We start from the raw sequence: 17,164 nt of genomic DNA on the forward strand, positions 1-17,164 counted from the left end.
TATAGAAACGACGCAGGAATACTTCCGTATTTCAAGGAGTTTCTGTGCGAGATAACGGAAAATCTGCAAGCAGATTGCGTGCAAAGCCGTTAGGCGTGCCTTATGCGGTATTGCCCTTTGTATTATACCATAATTGCTGGTGAAATACAAGCCTTTTTTCTATAAACTGCGAAAAAATCAGCCTTTTCCCTTGCCTAAGTACATATCAGGTATCTCCCCTACGATAACAGTTTCGCTTACGGGATAGTCGTAGCTCACCACGATATCCGTAGAGTGTGCAGGAAGAATGGCTGTCATTTCTATGGTCACAGTGAGATAGAGGCTGTATTTTGTTTGATTTATCCCTGCTTCCGTTAAATCGCTTTTAAGTTCGGTCTTTGCCGCACCTATCTGATGAAGCCGCAGTGGTATGTCAAAACCTCTGCCTGTGAGGATATTTATTCCTGAAAGTGTGCCGATGGGTACGCTGAGTTTTGTACCCTCAAGCTGTGAAAGACTTTCGTTCACAGCCCTTGAAACACTGCTTTGAAGCCTGTTCACAGCGTTCGTATCGCTGTTTATGGAGGTTATCCTGCTGTCAGTTTCAGATATCTTTATATAACTGCTCTGGGGCAGTTTTTCAAGCTCTCTGCTTATGGCCGCATTTATCACGTCAAGTGCCGCCTGCTTGCTTTCAAATTCGCTTATTTCGCTGATGTGCCTTGAAAGCTGTGCAAAAAACACTGTCGTGAGCAGTGCAAGAATAATAACGACAGCAAGAATTATGTATGAAATTCTGTTCTTGAAAGAACGCTTGTGGACGCTCAAAAAAAATCACCGCCTTTGGCTTATTATATACCAAAATGCGGTGATATGTGATTATTTAAGTTCGACTATGGTTACTCCGTCCTCGCCCTCGCCGTAAACTCCCTTTCGGAATGATTTTACAGACGGGTGGTGTTTAAGTGCACGCCTTATGGCGTCACGGAGAATACCAGTGCCTCTGCCGTGGATTATGGTGAGCATCGTCACTCCTGACATGATAGCGTCAGAAATAAACTGCTCCATTTCATGAACGCCCTCGTCAGCGGCATAGCCCCTGATATCAAGCTCGGTGGATACTTTTCTTGTCATACGGCTCTCAATGCCGCTTTTGGATACACAGCCTTTTTTAACAGGCTTTTTGGACTGTTTCTGCGGCTGCTGCTTTTCGATAAGCTGAAGCTTCTTTACATCTATCTTGGTTTTCATTATGCCTGCCTGAATGAAGCACATTCCGCTGTTGTCAGGGGGCGTTATAATGATACCCTTTCTGTTTGTGTCAACGATAAGCACGTTGTCGCCCTTTTTCAGCGGTCTTGGCAGCACATATCCCTCGTTCCTGCTTTCAGAAACAGGGTTAGCCTCGCTGTATAGCTTGTTCATTGTGGACTTCTGCTTGTGCCTTGCGTCAATGGCTTTCTGAGTGAAGTTTGGATTTTCTTTCTCTTTTCTCAGCTTGTCAAGTTCGTCAACAAGCGCCTGCGACTCACGCTGAACACGATTTACGATCTGCTGAGCCTCACGTCTTGCCTTTTCAAGCTCGGCTTCTTTCTGATCGTAGAATTTTTCTTTCTGCTCTGCAAGCTCTTTTCTGAGAGCCTCGCTTTCCGCACGGTATTTCTCCGCAAGCCTGTTGTTTTCTTCAAGCTGTATCCTTGTGCGTTCAAGATTGTCTATGATAGTTTCAAACTTTCTGTTATCCTCAGAAATAAGCGACTCAGCGTACTTGATTATATCCTTGTCGATACCAAGACTTTCAGAGATAGCAAAAGCGTTGGACTTACCGGGTGAGCCTATGATAAGCCTGTATGTCGGGTGCAAAGTCTGCACGTCAAACTCGCATGAAGCGTTCTCAACGTCAGGAGTGTCGATTGCGTACATTTTAAGCTCCTGATAGTGAGTAGTTGTAACTAGCGTCGCACCAAATATCCTTATGCGTTCGATTATAGCTACCGCCAGCGCAGCGCCCTCCACAGGGTCAGTGCCTGAACCAAGCTCGTCAAGAAGCACAAGACTCTCGCTGTCTGCTTCGTCAAGTATGGTCTTTACTCTGCTTATGTGAGAAGAGAATGTAGACAGATTGTTTTCTATAGACTGTTGGTCGCCGATATCAACAAGCACGTTTTTGTATACAGATATCCTGCTTCCGTCTGACGCAGGGATAAGCAGACCGCACATTGTCATAAGCGTGAGCAGACCCACAGTTTTAAGCACAACTGTTTTACCGCCTGTGTTAGGACCTGTTATTATCAGGGAGTGATAGTCAGTGCCAATAGAAAAGTTTATAGGCACGACCTTTTTGGGGTCGATAAGAGGGTGACGTGCCTTGTTTAGCACGATAACACCGTCATTGGATATCTCAGGGAGCATTGCTCTCATTTTTGCACCGAGGTTTGCCTTTGCAAAATAAAGGTTAAGCTCTGTTACCGCATTGTAGTTTGAAATGAGCTGGTCTTTCATTTCGGCACATTCCATGGAAAATTCAGCGATTATCCTGTGTATCTCGTCCTGCTCCTGACCCTGCAAAATGCGGATATCGTTGTTGGCTTCCACTACTGACATAGGCTCGATAAAAAGCGTTGAGCCTGTTGCGGAAGTGTCATGAACAAGACCGCTGACATTGCCCTTGAACTCAGTCTTTACCGGAAGAACGAAACGTCCGTCACGCATTGTGACAATGCTCTCCTGCAAATATTTCTGAGTGCTCGGGGATTTTATCATCTTGTCAAGGGTCTCTCTTATCTTAAGCCCTGAACGTGTTATCTTCTGTCTTATGCTTCTCAGCTCCGCACTTGCGTCGTCAGAAAGCTTTGTTTCATCTATGATAGCCGTTTCAAGTCGCTGTTGCAGATACTTGTTTGGATAGAGCATTTCAAAGAGATATGAAAGGGAAGTGTCCTTGTTCTCACACTGCTCATACCAGTGGTGAAGCTCATAGGTCTGCGCAAGCAAGCGTCTTATCTGGATAAGCTCTCCAAGAGAAAGCACACCGCCTGCCTCGGCTCTTTTGATGTAAGTTGATACGTCATTTATGTTGTAAAAATTCGGCGTGCCGTATCTCACGCTGAGTTCAAGTGCTTCGGCGGTCTTGCCTGTTTCTTTCTTGACCGTGTAAAGATCAGAACAAGGCTTTATCCCCAAAGCCATTTTTTTCGTTTTTTCGTTGGAGCATTCTTTTGAAAGCATTTCAAGAATTTTGTTCAGCTCCAATGAATCATAAAATCTTTCGTCCATTATATATACCTCAAAATATGACAATAGGCAAAGCTACGCAATGCCTACAAAAGTCTGTAAAAATCAAGCGACGGAAACTTGCCTTTCAGATTATATCTAACAAACCGCTCTGTAAAAGCTGTCAGTTTTTTCTGATATCTTTCGCTTATCTTGAAAGCAAAAAGCCGCTCATATTCCGTCAGTGCAATAAATCGGACTATGTATAGCATAGTCCTGTCTAATTCAATGTCGTAAATACTGTCAGGATTGTAACAGCACTTGTCACACTCCAAGACACCTGTTGACAGATTGAAGTGCATAATGTCAGCTTCATACGCCATGCAAACTGAACAGCCAAGAAGCGCAGGTCTTAATCCTGCTTCGCACAGCAGACGAAACTCAAATATAGATTTGAGAAGTTCGTTATCCCTGTCGCCTTTATCGAGAAAATAAAGTGTGTTCAGCGTCAGCCGCATTATCTCGTCACAGCCGCTTTCCTCTGTTCGTATATACATGAGAAGCTCAGAAAAGTAAGAGGCAAGAGCCGTTTTTTTAGGGTCGAGCCTGATGTTGTAAAAAAGCTTCTCTGATTCACTGCTGTTGAGAAAAAACATTGATTGGTCTTTAGCGTTCTTCTTTTCCTCAACGCACAGCTTAGAGTATGCAAAAAGCTGCGTTGATGACGCATTTTTCGTGCTTTTCCTGCCTCCACGAACAAATATATCTATGACTCCACGCTCTGCTGTGAGGACAGTGACGGATTTGCTTGTTTCGCCCCTGTCATTTTCCCTCAGTATCAGTCCCATAAAGGTCAGCATTGTCAGTATCCTCTTTTCTGTGTGCGGCATATGTGAGATAATCCTCTATCCTGCCGCTTTCAAAGAACTTGTCCCATAAAGTCATGATATTCACCGCCTTACTGATATTATCAGCTTTTTTGGCGGTCATTATAAGCGGAAAAATATGTTGCCTTTATTCCAAACCGAAATTCTTTATCATGCCCTCACGGTTTCTCCAGCCCTCTTTTACCTTGACCCAGCACTGGAGATTTACTTTTATCTGGAAGAAATCTTCAAGGTCAGCTCTTGCTTCCTGACCTATCTTTCTAAGCATAGAGCCGCCTTTTCCAATAAGGATACCCTTGTGTGACTCTCTCTCGCAGTAAATAGTAGCGGTAACGTCAAGTATAGCTTCACCGTTTCTATTTTCACGCTCGTTAAGATGTTCGATAGTCACAGCTATGCCGTGAGGAACTTCGTCATTAAGGTTATTGAGAGCCTTTTCTCTTATTATCTCAGCCATTATGACCTTTTCTGGCTGGTCTGTGAATTTATCATCAGGGAAGTAGTGCGGACCCTCCACAGCATTCTTTTCAAGATCTTCCATAATAATATCAAGGCCATCCTTTTCAAGAACGCTCACTGGTACGATATCTATAAAATCATAAAGCTTTGAATACTCTGCTATCACTGCGATAAGATCCTCTTTGTTTTCAAGAAGATCTATCTTGTTCAGCACAAGTATCACCTTAGTCTTGCCTGTCTTGAAGCCCTTTACAAGCTCACGCTCGTTTTCGGATATTTTCTTTGTGCAGTCAGCCATAAGGATAATAAGGTCAACCCCTGCAACAGACTCGTTCACAGCGTTGAGCATATGCTCGGAAAGCTTGTTTTTAGCCTTGTGCATACCAGGTGTGTCCATGAAAACGAACTGCGTTTCTCCCTTTGTGAGAACACCTGTTATCTTTGTTCTTGTTGTCTGCGGCTTGTTGCTCACTGCGGCTATCTTTTCGCCCACAAGTGCGTTTAGCAATGAGGATTTGCCTGCGTTCGCACGTCCAACAATAGTGACGAACGCATTTTTTGAATTTGCATTTTTCTTGTTCATATATATTTTTCCTTATCTTTTTTATCTTTGTCAGCAGGCGTTTTGAACACCCATACGAGCCACAGTATCACACCTGCGGCTAAAGCTATCCCTAGCCATATGTTTCTTGCAAAATAAGAGGCTATAGCCATAAAAGCATAATAGTCCCAGAATATCCTTATTCCCACAGCCACAGAAGCTGCCGCCGCAATGAGAACAGCCCCTGCCGCACAGTCTTTAGCCTTTTTAGCAAGGGGGTTTTTATCTTTACACGCCATATCCACAGCGGCTTCAACAGCCGTGTTCACAAGCTCTAGTGAAATAACAAGTCCTATGCAGATATAAACTGCGGCAGTTTCGGCGGCGCTAAGCCCGTAAAATCGCATTAGCAGTATCACAAGCACTGCAGCGCCAATGTGAAAACGCATATTGCGCTCTGTTTTTATGCAGCTCACAACGCCCTCAAAGGCATAAACAAAGCCCTTGAAGAAACGTCCTATCCCTGTTTTACCTGTGTTCATGCTCGCCTAAGAAAGTGGCGTCACGGGATATGCCCAGATTGCCAAGTATAGCTTCTTCCTTTTCACGCATTATCCTCTCCTGAAGATTGCTTTCTTCATGGTCATAGCCAAGGAGATGAAGCATTGAATGTACTGTCAAAAAGCCTATCTCTCTTTCAAGAGAGTGACCATATATCTCAGCCTGACGGTAAGCTGTTTCAAGGCTTATGACTATATCTCCCAGCAGGAAAGCACCTGTTTCATGGTTCATGTCAAAATCACCGTTCTCGCCAAGAGGAAAGCTCAGCACGTCTGTTGAGCGGTCTATGTTTCTATGCTCCTTGTTAAGCTCATGTATCTGCTCGTCATTCACAAAAGATACAGAAACTTCAAAATCATCATTGTGACCCTCATATTCCAACACAGCATGGCAACAGCGTCTTACAAGAAGCCTTATGCCAACAGGAATCTTTACCTCTGTCTGGTTGTTGGTTATCATTACTTTTACCTTGCCCATTACTTTTTCACATTCCTTTTTTGTTATATTTTTCATAAGCAAGGATTATGTCCTGCACAAGCTTGTGACGGACAACGTCCTTGTCGGTAAATCTGTTTATTGATATATCGTCAATGCCTTTGAGTACGTTCATTGCCTGAATAAGTCCTGACTTTCTCTGGTCAGGCAGGTCTATCTGCGTTATATCGCCTGTTATGACTATCTTTGAGTTGAATCCAAGACGTGTAAGGAACATCTTCATCTGCTCGTGAGTGGTGTTCTGCGCTTCATCAAGGATAATGAAAGAATCGTCAAGAGTACGTCCTCTCATGTATGCCAGCGGAGCGACTTCGATACAGCCACGCTCCTGCTGTTTAGCGAAAGTGTCAGGACCAAGCATTTCAAAAAGTGCGTCATAAAGCGGTCTGAGATATGGGTCTACCTTACATTGCAGGTCGCCCGGAAGAAAGCCCAGCTTTTCTCCTGCTTCAACCGCAGGACGTGTGAGGATTATCTTCTCCACCTCGTGCGCCTTGAAAGCCTTTACCGCCATTGCCACCGCAAGATAAGTCTTGCCCGTTCCCGCAGGACCAATGCCCATGACGATAGTCTTTTTCCTTATTGCTTCAACATATCTTTTCTGACCGAGAGTTTTCGGCTTGACGAGCTTTCCGCTCACTGTTACGCACACGCCGTCATCAGACATATGCTTTATCTCATACTGCTTGCCCTCACGCACAAGTGTGAAAACATATCTTATAGTCTGCTCAGTGATAGCCTCGCCCTTGTTGATAAGAGCAATAAGGCTGTTTATAGCTTCCGAGGCGTTAAATACGTTCTCCTCATCGCCTGTTATCTTGATATCGTCACCTCTGCCGAGAATCACAACATTATACTCTTTTTGGATAAGGTTAACATTCTCGTCATAATTGCCGAAAAGGCTGAGTACAGTTTCCATTCTGTCCACGCTGATAAGTTTTTCCGCCATTAGCACAACTTCCTCTTTTTTTGTTCTGATATACCTATTATACAAAGCTATTATATCACATTTTTCCTCTGATTGCAACAATCTCAGTAAGATTTAACACTTTTTTTATGCACCTTTTCACACTTTTTGATCATTTCTTAATAAAAAATTCCACCTCTCTGCAAAGCTCGCCGTATAGGGTGTATGTTACAGTAGCGGTTACTCCGTTTTCTGTCACATTATCCTCCACTTGTCGGTCTTTAATCTCATAGTCTGAGAGAAAATTTTCCTCATATAAATACGCCTTTTCATGAACGGCGTCAAGTGCCTGCTGTTCTGTCAGGGTGTCTTGTGAAAATTTATACTCTTCAAGTTCGCAGGTGGTTATGCCAAAAGGCATTTCAAGCCCGAAAAGCGACATGGGAGAATACCTCTGCTCATTTTTCCAGTAACCCTCAGGCTTTGAGAAAAAAAGAGGGATATCAGCGTCAAACACAGTGAAAAAACGCTTTGTATCTCTCTTGCCTGTCGTCTTTTCTTCCTTGTCCTCAAAGGGCTGTGTGAATGTGACAGTGCGCTCAAAAGTGCCTAGTATTTTACCCTTTGAGCGTGCATAGCTTGTCTTTGTTTCAACGTTTTCCTTGCCGTCTATCCAGCTTGATTTTGATGTGATGATCTCACCGCCTACAACGATATCGCCCTTTGTCACACCGCTTCCCACAGGTATCTTTAGCTGTCCGTCATAAACCTCGACTTTTTCGATAACTCCGTTTTCGCAGGCAACAAGATTTGAGGGATAGCGGTTTGACTCACGCTTTGTGTCACCCTCAGTTTCGATAACGTCGATTATCAGCGTATCCCCCTTGCGTGTTATGCCTGCCCATGATATGCCCTCCACTTTTTGTTTTAACGCACGTTCTGTGACTATGAGATCAATGCTTGGGATATAAGTGCCGGTTTCAACGCCCTCCTCTTTAAGTACCGACATAACGCCTTTTCTGATATTTTCATCATCACTGAGTATGTCAAACCTCACCACCACGTTTGATAGATAGAAGCACGAAAGCATGACAGTCGCAGTGCCTATGACAAGTCCTCCTCTTCCGAAAAGACGTTTTGCAAGAACAAAGCTTCCGTGACGTTTTGTGGCGGTGCATTCAAGCCCAAGTTCATCGCATAGTCTTTCAAGTGCCTTACAGTGTTCCGCAGGCATACGCAAAGTGAGCTTTCCGTTCTTTTCACACATTTTGCTAACGGGAAGCTCCTTTGACATTATCCTGCGGAAAAACTTGGTGAAGCTGTCCCCTGTGATAACATAATCTATATAACCGAAAATCATTATCCTCTCTCCCTGATACTTCTTGACACAAGCTTGACCGACTCTATTTTTCCTCTTATCTCCACGCTGTCGGAGCAGAAATTTGACATTGTTAGTCCGCTGCCCCATATCTCTATCTCAAAAGAGCCTGTCAGCACCTTAGCCATTATCTCACTGCACTCAACTATCTGCTTGCAGTTTTCGATAACGGCGGCTCTGTCGTCAGTTATGCTTATGTATGAGCTTAGTGCGGTCAATTCTTTTGTCATGCCGAAAAAGCTTAAAAATGGTATCTTCTTCATTTTTGCGTCCTCCGTTCATTGTCTTATGCTTAATTATATTATTAGACAGACTGACATATACTTAAAAAGTAAAAGTAGGGAGGTAATAAAAATGTTGAAAAGACTTGCAAAGGAGCTTTGCGTATACATACTTGCGGGGGTGGTCATATGGTTCTGCATTATCACCATATCAGGGGGCGAGAGCGTAAAGCTTGGTATCTCCGAAGCCGTTGACCGCTGTATGAATATCATAATCCCGTCGCTGTTCGTTTTTATGGCGCTGTCGCAGATACTTGTTTCAAGTGGGCTTTACTACTGCGTTTCAATGCCTTTTTATCCTATATCGAGATTTATAATGGGCATACCGCCTCAGCTTTTCTTTGTATTTCTTCTTGGCAATACCGCAGGCTATCCTGTGGGAGTAAAGCTTCTTTCAGATCTGTGTCAGAGAAAGATAATATCCCAGCGTACTGCAAAGATAATGTCCTGCTTTTGCTGCTGTGGAGGGCCTGCTTTCTATTCTGGTACAGTGGGTCTTGCGGTGTTTGGTTGTACAGGAGCAGGCATTGCAGTGTTCGTATCCATACTAGCGGCAAATTTTCTCACTGCACTTGTTCTTGGCAGAGCTATAAATGAGGATAAGAAAACATCAAAGCCGACTTTCAGACTTGACGGCAGAATGTTCACCGACAGCGTTATCTCAGCAGGAAAGTCACTTTTTGTTATCTGCGTTATGATAGTCTTTTTCGGAGCGTTTATGTCCTCTCTTGAATACTGCGGAGCGTTCAGCTTTCTGAAAGATGTGTTTTCACTGCCAGAAAACGGACTTGTGCTTGTGAAAAGCTGTCTTGAAATAACCTCTCTCACTGAGCTTTCGGGAAGTCCATTTTATCTTCTGCCATTTATAGCCGCTGTATGCTCCTTCGGTGGTCTGTGTGTGATTATACAAATATCTGCACTTGGCGTGGATTTCTCCCTTGTGCCGTTTTTTATCTCACGTTTGACATCAGCCTTTTTGTCTGCTGTCATATGCCGTTTTATCTATCCTTTCTTTATTCCTGATTCAGTTTTGACTTCTGTTACAAATAATGTTAAATTCGTCAAAGTGAACAATTTTGTTCCCTCGTTTTGCTTGATTATGATGATTTTATTACTAACTTTGAAGAAAAGACTAGCATTTTCTAAAACAGTATGATATAATTAATAACAAATGAAAAAAGATTAACTTATCTTAAAGGAGTTGTATAAATCATGGCAAAGAAGAGCTATTTTGGTAACAGAATTTCACCGTCATGTTCTTACTGCCTTTTCGGCAACAGATCAAGAGAAGGAAATAAGGTCCTTTGTGAGAAGCAGGGTCTGGTAGACGCTGATTATAGCTGTAAGAAGTGGGTCTATGATCCTATCAAGCGTGTTCCAAAGAAACAGCTTAACATTCCAAATCAGGAAGACGATGTTATCTGATACATAAAATATGCCGTACATTTTTTGGTGTACGGCTTTTATATTGCAAAAGATCCGCAGAGCGTTTTGTTTCGCCCTGCGGATCTTTCTATCTTATAACCTTATATCTTTTTGATCTTCGTGTAATTTGCCATTATCTTCTTTGTGCCACGATTATCGAATGCTATCTCAACAAGAGTATCGTTAGCCATGGGTTTTGAACTTAAAACAGTGCCTTCTCCGAATATCTTGTGCAAAACTCTGTCGCCTGGTGCGAAAGTTTCGGTATTAACAGAAAAATTGCTCTTATCAGCCTTTCGCTGAGCCAATTGCTGTTGCAGACTCATGCTGTGAGGCTTTTCATAGCCGTTGAGATAAGGTGAAGCCTTTGTTTCCTCGGCTTGCTTTTCTATGCAATCGGCAGGAAGCTCTTTTATAAAGCGTGATATCCTGTTTCTGTCAGTGCGACCGTAAAGCATACGTTCCTCTGCGTGGGTAAGATAAAGCTTTTCCTTTGCTCGTGTCACCGCAACATAGGCAAGTCTGCGTTCCTCTTCGGTGTCAGCTTCTGATTCAAGACTTCTTGATGACGGGAAGATGTTGTCCTCCATGCCTACCACGAAAACTATAGGGAACTCAAGACCCTTTGCAGAGTGCATTGTCATAAGCACAACATAGTCAGCGTCAGAGTCGAGATTGTCAACGTCAGTGTAAAGTGATATTTCCTCCAAAAATCCCGACAGCGACGGCTCGTCAGCATTTTCTTCGTAGCTTGACATGGTGGATTTAAGCTCGTTGATGTTTTCAAGACGTGTAAGACCCTCGTCGCCCTGCATTTCAAGATGACGCTTGTAGCCTGTCATATCAAGAAGCTTGTCCAAAAGCTCCGCAAGTGGCAGAGTGTCAGAAAGCTCAGTAAGCTCTGAGAGCATATCGCCCACAGGCATAAGCTGTTTTGAACGCTTCACAAGGGGAGCAAGCATATCGGCTTCCTGCATAATGTGGATAGGTGAATCCCCAAGGTCTGAGGTTATCTGCTCAAGAGCGTTTACAGTGGCTTCGCCGATACCACGTTTCGGCTCGTTGATTATTCTTCTCAGACGTAGAAAGTCAAAATGGTTGTTTATTACAGAAAGATAAGCGAGGATATCCTTTATTTCCTTTCTGTCGTAGAATTTCAGACCGCCTATTATTTTATATGGTATTCCACTTTGTATGAACGTCTGCTCCAAAGCGTTCGATTGTGCGTTCATTCGGTAGAGAATTGCATGGTCATTGTATTTTCTGCCCTTGTTTATGTCCTCTAAAATAGTGTCAGCCACGAATTTTGCTTCACTGCGCTCGCTTGAAGCCTTGTATACTGTGACCTTTTCACCGTCACCCGAAGCTGTCCACAGATTTTTGCCCTTTCTACCCTGATTGTTGCTTATAAGCTGATTTGCGCAGTTAAGAATGTTCTGTGTTGAACGGTAATTCTGTTCAAGCTTTATAACATCAGTGTCAGCATTGCAGTCGAACTGCTCCTCGAAGTTGAGGATGTTCTCGATAGTCGCACCACGGAACTTGTAGATGCTCTGGTCGTCATCACCCACAACGCACAGGTTGTTATACTTCTGTGACAGCAGCGAAACAAGTCTGAACTGAGCCTTGTTGGTGTCCTGATACTCGTCTACCATTATATATTTATACAAGTTCTGATAGTGGTCGAGGACGTCAGGAAACTGCTCAAAAAGCTTGACTGTGTGGCAGATCATGTCGTCGAAGTCCATAGCGTTTGCGGCTTTGAGCTTCTTCTGATAGTGCTTGTATACCTTGCCTATGGTCAGATTACGATAATCTCCTGCGGCTGAGGCGATGTATTCATCAGGCTCTTGGAGCAGGTCTTTAGCGTGGGATATCTCGCTGAGTATCGTTCTCGGTGGAAACATCTTCTCGGATATGCCAAGCTCTCTCAATATGCTTTTTACAGTTCTCTGAGAATCGTCAGAATCATAAATGGTGAAACTGCTTGAAAATCCAAGCTTGTCACATTCTCGCCTGAGTATCCTTGCGCAGGCGGAGTGGAAAGTCGCCGCCGTTATGCCTTGACCTGCCTCTCCCAACATTCCTGCAAGACGTTCTTTAAGCTCGCCTGCCGCCTTGTTTGTGAACGTGATAGCAAGTATGCTCCACGGCTTTATGCAGTCATATGCCACAATGTCTGCGAGGGTAAAAGCGTCATTTGTCTTGCCGTCAATGTAGTCTTTGAGAAACTGTATGTCCTGTTCAGAGGGCGTGCCGTAGGTCTGCTCTGTGTTGTATGCGTTGCCGAAGTATATCATGTTTGCGATGCGGTTTACCAAAACAGTGGTCTTGCCGCTTCCTGCTCCTGCCAGTATAAGGAGAGGTCCTTTTATTTTGAATACAGCCTTGCGCTGTTGGTCGTTCATTCGTGAAAAATATTTTTCAAGTGCTTTTCTTTTAAGAGCCGTAAACTGCTCCATTATATACACCTCCGTAAAATTTCTTTTATGCCGTATCCTACATTATAGCATATTTTTTCTATCTTGAAAAGGGCGGCGGCAAATTTTTTTCACATGAATAACAGTGGGTATGTTTTCCAATAATACATTAAATCAAATATTATGAACGGAGGAACATATATGAAAGCTGTTGTTTTATGCGGAGGACGTGGAGAAAGATTGATGCCCATGACAGACAGGCGACCTGCGGCTCTTCTGAGATTATGCGGAAAAGAAATTCTGCTTTTTACTCTTGAAATGCTGGAGAAAGCAGGCTTTGAAGAAGCTGTCCTTGCGGTGTGCTATGGTTCTGAACAGGTAGAAAGGCTTCTTGATGAAAAATACTCAGGTAAGATAAAGCTCCATATGATAAACACCGCAGGCAAAAGCACTGTGCAGGCTGTTAGAACAGCAATGTGCGATGAAACAGAAATTCTTGCCGTGGAATGTAACTGTATATGCACTCACCCTCTTGATGAGATCATAAAAGTTCATTTGAGCCACGATACCTTTTGTACGGCTCTGACTTATGATACTGAAAACAAACCTGCTGGCATATATATAGTGAAAAGAGAGCTTTTTGAAAGCCTTAATCCTGAAAAGCCTATGGATATGTCAGTGGATATTATCCCAGAGGCTGTGAAAAGTGGCGAAGCTGTCCTGCTTGACGGAAAAGGCTATTATAAAAGGATAACCACGCCTGAGGCTTTTCTTGATTGTCAAAGGCATATGCTTTACAACAAAAATATGTCACAAAGGCTGACGGAAAATAATTTCAGCGGTGCGGCAATAGGTGAGCCTGTTTATATAGGAGAGAACGTTTCTGTCATGTCAGGGTCTGTCATAGAAAGCGGAAGCGTCATAGACAATAACGCTGTTGTAAAGGGCGGCAAGGTGAACGGATATGTTGGCATAGGCTCGGTGATATCTGAACGCTGTGATATAAACAGTGCAGTGGTATGCCGTGGGGCTGTCCTTGACAGCGGTGTGAAGTGCGGTGAATATTCCGTCATGGGCGAAAAGGCTCATATCGCAAGTGAAGCCGTCATTGAAAAAGGCGTGGGCATATGGTCTGGAAAAACTGTTGAAAAGGGCGCAAGGCTTTATGAAAACGTGAAAAGATCATCTGACAGCCGACTTGTCATAGACGAAAACGGCGAGTGCAGTTTGTGGGGCGGTGAAGCCACAGCGCAAAAGGCTATGCTTTTTGGACTTTGTGCCGCAAGCGCCGCAAAAAAAGGCGGAAGTATAGTGACAGCCTATGGCTCTGACGAAAGCCTTTTGCTCAAACAAGCCCTTGACTGCGGCATATGTCAGGCAGGAGTGAACGTTTACAGTATAGGCAGAGCAGGCATTTCAGAGCTTTCTTATGCTGTAAACAGATTTGGCGGAGAGTTTGGCATACTCATTGGCACAAACATTTCAGGTCATGCAAGGCTTATTTCGGCAGGGGGAATGTTGCCTGATGAAAAGCTTCTTGACCGCATTGGAAGCATAGCTGACGACAGAGCTTATCGCAGTGTGGGGCTTTCTCAGACGGGTCGTGTGACAGATTTTTCAGCGGTGAGGGAGATATACGTCGCAGAGCTTGAAAAAATACTCCCTGACCGATTTAAAGGCGTAAATGTGGATATCCGCACATATGATGTTAAAAAGGCGACCATTGCCGACAGACTCTTTCACGGCAGGAACGATATAGACGGTGAGCGTATAATATTCAATCTTTCCGCAGACGGCACAAAAGTATCAGCTTACAGTGAGAAAACAAGCTATGTCATGTGGGAAAAACTGGTGGCAATGTATGCAGGGGTGTGCTTTGAAAAGGGGCTTGCGGTGGCATTGCCTGAGAATTTCCCCTCTAATGCCGATGCCACTGCTGAAGTCCACTGTGGCAGGCTTTACCGATACGAAAACAATGCTGACATAGCAAAGGACGTTGCCGTTTCAACCCATAATATGTTTGCCTATGACGGACTTTACCTTGCGTCAGCGGTAACGTCTTATCTGTCAGAGCAGGGGATAACGCTACAAAAAGCTCTCTGTGATGTGCCTGACGCATACACTTCAAGCCGATTTGTGGGCATAACAATGAGCCGTGAAAACAAGGAAAAGATATTTTCAGAGCTTGGCTGTTCGGTAGAGGGAGAGATAACAATGGGCAAGACACACGCAGTTATCAGACCGCTGAGGGATAAAAAAGGTATAACAGTGTTTGCAGAAAGCGTGAGCTGCGAGCAGGCGGCTGCCTTTTGCGAGGATATAACAAGCAGGATAAAGGGCATATTCAAATAAATGTAATAAATTGCTATTGACATTGAGACGAAAATGGAGTACAATATAATCAGATATTTTTGTTCGGACAAAGGCGGCTCATGCCGCTGTATTTAAACTGCGTTCATCACACCATTTTGTCTTTCTTTGAGGCTTTAAGCGTTTTTGACAGCACATGATAATAAAGCCCAAACGCAGCGGTATATTGAATCTAAACGGAAAAATCGAATATTATTTGAGCATGATAAAATGCAGCAGGAAGGAGATAATTGCTCCTGCCGTATGTTTGTGCTGCTTTTTTGCGGCATTTTGTGCCTTTGAAGGCTTAAAAGCGGAGTACAGCAGGGCAAAGTACATTATTTTATGAACGAAAAGAACAACACAGTAAAAAATCCTACACAAAAACGTTTTTTCAGAAAAAAACAGAATAAGAGCGAGATACCTCTGGCTCAGGCTTCAAAAGAGCTTGACCGTGTAAAAAGTCAGAGAGCTTCGGGCAGTGTGAAAAAAACGCTTCAGCCGAGAAATGAAACTCCACAGAGAAAACCGCAGAATACTCAGCAAAGACGTCCAAGACCTGCGGCGAACAGAGTGAAAGAGCCTGTAAGAAGAACGCCTGTGAAGATAATCCCTCTTGGCGGTCTTAACGAGATAGGCAAGAATTTCACCGTTATCGAGTGTTCAAACGATATGTTCGTTATCGACTGCGGTCTGGCATTCCCTGACAGTGAAATGCCGGGCGTTGATATCGTTATCCCTGATTTCTCATACGTCGAGAAAAATCAGGAAAAGCTCAGGGGCGTTGTGCTTACACATGGTCATGAGGATCATATAGGCGGTCTGCCGTATTTTCTAAAAAAATTCAACGTGCCTGTTTACGGCACAAGGCTTACGCTTGGTCTTGTTGAGGGCAAGCTGAAAGAGCATGGACTTCTAGGAACTGTAAAACTCAACGTTGTAACGCCAAGACAGACAGTTAAGCTTGGCTGTATGGCGGTGGAGTTTATAAGAGTAAATCACTCTATCCCTGATGCTGTGGGAATGGCTATCCATACCCCTGCTGGTGTGCTTATCCATACTGGCGACTTTAAGGTAGACTATACACCTATCGAGGGCGGTATAATCGACCTGCCTAGATTTGCAGAGCTTGGAAACAAGGGCGTTTTGGCTCTTATGGCTGACTCTACAAACGCTGAAAGACCCGGCTATACCATGAGCGAGCGCAAGGTTGGCGAAAGCTTTGTGAAGCTTTTCAACAAGGCTGAGGGCAAGAGGATAATCATTGCCACTTTCGCTTCAAACGTTCACAGAGTTCAGCAGATAATAAATAACGCTGTCACACACGGCAGAAAAGTGGCTGTGTCAGGCAGAAGTATGGTGAATGTTATCTCAAAGGGCATCGAGCTTGGCTATCTTAAAGTGCCTGACGGTGTGCTTGTGGATATCGACACTATATCGAGATATGCACCTGAAAAAATGGTCATCGTCACAACGGGAAGTCAGGGTGAGCCTATGTCGGCGCTTACAAGAATGTCGGCAAACGAGCATAGGAACGTTACTATCACTCCTATGGACTTTATCATAATCTCCGCAAACCCTATTCCGGGAAATGAGAAGTATGTCACAAAGGTAGTAAATGACCTTATGAGATTGGGTGCAGAGGTAATATACGAGTCAATGTACGAGGTGCACGTTTCAGGACACGCTTGTCAGGAAGAGCAGAAATTGTTGCTTTCTATCACAAAGCCAAAATTCTTTATCCCTGTACACGGTGAGTATAAACATCTTATGAAGCACAGAGATACGGCGCTTTCTGTGGGAATCCCTGAGAGCAATATAATCATTGCTGATATAGGCAACGTTATCGAAACAGACGGCGTTGACATGAAGATAACAGGACAAGTGCCTGCGGGCAAGGTACTTGTGGACGGTCTTGGCGTTGGCGACGTTGGCGCAATAGTTCTCCGTGACAGAAAACATCTTGCTCAGGACGGACTTATCATTGCCGTGGCAACTATCGACAGGGCTTCGGGAGATATCCTTGCAGGGCCTGACGTGGTTTCAAGAGGCTTTGTGTATGTAAGAGAGAGCGAGGAGCTTATGACCGAAGCTCAGAAGCTTCTTACTGAAACACTTCAGGATTGTCTTGACAGAAATATGAAGGATTGGAATACCATAAAGGGCAGAATGAAGGACAATCTTTCGGACTTTATCTTCACAAAGACAAAGAGAAGTCCTATGATTTTGCCGATAATAATGGAATTATGACCGCCTGACAACAGTGCGG

General features: G+C 43.9%; 15 protein-coding genes. 4 read left to right on the forward strand and 11 right to left on the reverse strand.

All coding sequences use genetic code 11. The features are described 5' to 3' along the window. Positions 1-177: 177 nt before the first annotated feature. The 10 genes from yunB to WS40_RS03245 all read right to left on the reverse strand — a co-directional run bounded on the left by yunB (position 178) and on the right by WS40_RS03245 (position 8,683). On the reverse strand, positions 178-807 hold the full coding sequence (yunB, locus tag WS40_RS03205; RefSeq protein ID WP_046440148.1) for a sporulation protein YunB: 630 nt from the start codon (positions 805-807) through the stop codon (positions 178-180). Positions 808-858: 51 nt separating this feature from the next. Beyond that, entirely contained in the window at positions 859-3,255 is a 2,397-nt protein-coding gene (locus WS40_RS03210) for an endonuclease MutS2 (protein ID WP_046440150.1), read from the reverse strand. A 44-nt stretch (positions 3,256-3,299) separates the two neighbouring features. Further along, positions 3,300-4,052 (reverse strand): DNA repair protein RecO, encoded by a 753-nt coding sequence (gene recO / locus WS40_RS03215; RefSeq protein WP_038671479.1) that lies wholly within the window; start codon positions 4,050-4,052, stop codon positions 3,300-3,302. Next, positions 4,015-4,182 carry a hypothetical protein gene (locus WS40_RS11345; RefSeq protein WP_195249467.1) on the reverse strand — a complete coding sequence of 56 codons (168 nt, stop codon included), beginning with the start codon at positions 4,180-4,182 and terminating at the stop codon, positions 4,015-4,017. Before WS40_RS11345 ends, recO begins: the two co-directional genes overlap by 38 nt. A 24-nt stretch (positions 4,183-4,206) precedes the next feature. Next, positions 4,207-5,121 carry a GTPase Era gene (gene era, locus WS40_RS03220; RefSeq protein ID WP_046440153.1) on the reverse strand — a complete coding sequence of 305 codons (915 nt, stop codon included), beginning with the start codon at positions 5,119-5,121 and terminating at the stop codon, positions 4,207-4,209. Further along, positions 5,118-5,621 carry a diacylglycerol kinase family protein gene (locus WS40_RS03225; protein WP_325208386.1) on the reverse strand — a complete coding sequence of 168 codons (504 nt, stop codon included), beginning with the start codon at positions 5,619-5,621 and terminating at the stop codon, positions 5,118-5,120. Before WS40_RS03225 ends, era begins: the two co-directional genes overlap by 4 nt. Continuing rightward, the gene (gene ybeY / locus WS40_RS03230; protein ID WP_046440186.1) at positions 5,608-6,117 is read right to left on the reverse strand and encodes an rRNA maturation RNase YbeY; all 510 of its coding nucleotides are present in this window, start codon (positions 6,115-6,117) and stop codon (positions 5,608-5,610) included. Before ybeY ends, WS40_RS03225 begins: the two co-directional genes overlap by 14 nt. A 7-nt stretch (positions 6,118-6,124) precedes the next feature. Beyond that, on the reverse strand, positions 6,125-7,084 hold the full coding sequence (locus WS40_RS03235) for a PhoH family protein (RefSeq protein ID WP_038671482.1): 960 nt from the start codon (positions 7,082-7,084) through the stop codon (positions 6,125-6,127). Between the two features lie 130 nt (positions 7,085-7,214). Next, positions 7,215-8,402: a sporulation protein YqfD gene (locus WS40_RS03240; RefSeq protein ID WP_046440155.1), complete on the reverse strand. Its 1,188-nt coding sequence runs from the start codon at positions 8,400-8,402 to the stop codon at positions 7,215-7,217. Further along, complete coding sequence (locus WS40_RS03245; RefSeq protein ID WP_022287811.1) at positions 8,402-8,683, reverse strand: YabP/YqfC family sporulation protein; 282 nt, start codon at positions 8,681-8,683, stop codon at positions 8,402-8,404. Before WS40_RS03245 ends, WS40_RS03240 begins: the two co-directional genes overlap by 1 nt. A 91-nt stretch (positions 8,684-8,774) precedes the next feature. On the opposite strand from WS40_RS03245, the gene WS40_RS03250 reads away from it, so the two are divergent. Further along, the gene (locus tag WS40_RS03250) at positions 8,775-9,857 is read left to right on the forward strand and encodes a nucleoside recognition protein (protein WP_256320084.1); all 1,083 of its coding nucleotides are present in this window, start codon (positions 8,775-8,777) and stop codon (positions 9,855-9,857) included. Between the two features lie 56 nt (positions 9,858-9,913). Continuing rightward, the gene (locus WS40_RS03255) at positions 9,914-10,126 is read left to right on the forward strand and encodes a hypothetical protein (RefSeq protein ID WP_022287813.1); all 213 of its coding nucleotides are present in this window, start codon (positions 9,914-9,916) and stop codon (positions 10,124-10,126) included. Between the two features lie 101 nt (positions 10,127-10,227). On the opposite strand, the gene WS40_RS03260 is transcribed toward WS40_RS03255, so the two are convergent. After that, the gene (locus WS40_RS03260) at positions 10,228-12,588 is read right to left on the reverse strand and encodes an ATP-dependent helicase (protein ID WP_046440157.1); all 2,361 of its coding nucleotides are present in this window, start codon (positions 12,586-12,588) and stop codon (positions 10,228-10,230) included. A 159-nt stretch (positions 12,589-12,747) separates the two neighbouring features. Here WS40_RS03260 and WS40_RS03265 point away from each other — a divergent pair, with 159 nt between their 5' ends. Then, entirely contained in the window at positions 12,748-14,898 is a 2,151-nt protein-coding gene (locus WS40_RS03265; RefSeq protein ID WP_046440159.1) for a sugar phosphate nucleotidyltransferase, read from the forward strand. Positions 14,899-15,240: 342 nt separating this feature from the next. After that, complete coding sequence (locus tag WS40_RS03270; protein ID WP_081855966.1) at positions 15,241-17,145, forward strand: ribonuclease J; 1,905 nt, start codon at positions 15,241-15,243, stop codon at positions 17,143-17,145. The last annotated feature ends 19 nt before the right edge of the window (positions 17,146-17,164 follow it).

It is taken from the genome of Ruminococcus sp. N15.MGS-57, from assembly GCF_000980385.1.
In the GTDB taxonomy this organism is placed as follows: Bacteria; Bacillota; Clostridia; order Oscillospirales; family Ruminococcaceae; genus Hominimerdicola; species Hominimerdicola aceti.

Excerpts from the sequence above, each read along its gene's own strand:
- WS40_RS03210 (WP_046440150.1), bottom strand. The coding sequence starts at position 3,255 with ATGGACGAAAGATTTTATGATTCATTGGAGCTGAACAAAATTCTTGAA.
- recO (WP_038671479.1), bottom strand. The coding sequence starts at position 4,052 with ATGCTGACCTTTATGGGACTGATACTGAGGGAAAATGACAGGGGCGAA.
- WS40_RS11345 (WP_195249467.1), bottom strand. The coding sequence starts at position 4,182 with ATGACCGCCAAAAAAGCTGATAATATCAGTAAGGCGGTGAATATCATG.
- era (WP_046440153.1), bottom strand. The coding sequence starts at position 5,121 with ATGAACAAGAAAAATGCAAATTCAAAAAATGCGTTCGTCACTATTGTT.
- WS40_RS03225 (WP_325208386.1), bottom strand. The coding sequence starts at position 5,621 with ATGAACACAGGTAAAACAGGGATAGGACGTTTCTTCAAGGGCTTTGTT.
- ybeY (WP_046440186.1), bottom strand. The coding sequence starts at position 6,117 with ATGGGCAAGGTAAAAGTAATGATAACCAACAACCAGACAGAGGTAAAG.
- WS40_RS03235 (WP_038671482.1), bottom strand. The coding sequence starts at position 7,084 with ATGGCGGAAAAACTTATCAGCGTGGACAGAATGGAAACTGTACTCAGC.
- WS40_RS03240 (WP_046440155.1), bottom strand. The coding sequence starts at position 8,402 with ATGATTTTCGGTTATATAGATTATGTTATCACAGGGGACAGCTTCACC.
- WS40_RS03245 (WP_022287811.1), bottom strand. The coding sequence starts at position 8,683 with ATGAAGAAGATACCATTTTTAAGCTTTTTCGGCATGACAAAAGAATTG.
- WS40_RS03250 (WP_256320084.1), top strand. The coding sequence starts at position 8,775 with ATGTTGAAAAGACTTGCAAAGGAGCTTTGCGTATACATACTTGCGGGG.
- WS40_RS03255 (WP_022287813.1), top strand. The coding sequence starts at position 9,914 with ATGGCAAAGAAGAGCTATTTTGGTAACAGAATTTCACCGTCATGTTCT.
- WS40_RS03260 (WP_046440157.1), bottom strand. The coding sequence starts at position 12,588 with ATGGAGCAGTTTACGGCTCTTAAAAGAAAAGCACTTGAAAAATATTTT.
- WS40_RS03265 (WP_046440159.1), top strand. The coding sequence starts at position 12,748 with ATGAAAGCTGTTGTTTTATGCGGAGGACGTGGAGAAAGATTGATGCCC.
- WS40_RS03270 (WP_081855966.1), top strand. The coding sequence starts at position 15,241 with ATGAACGAAAAGAACAACACAGTAAAAAATCCTACACAAAAACGTTTT.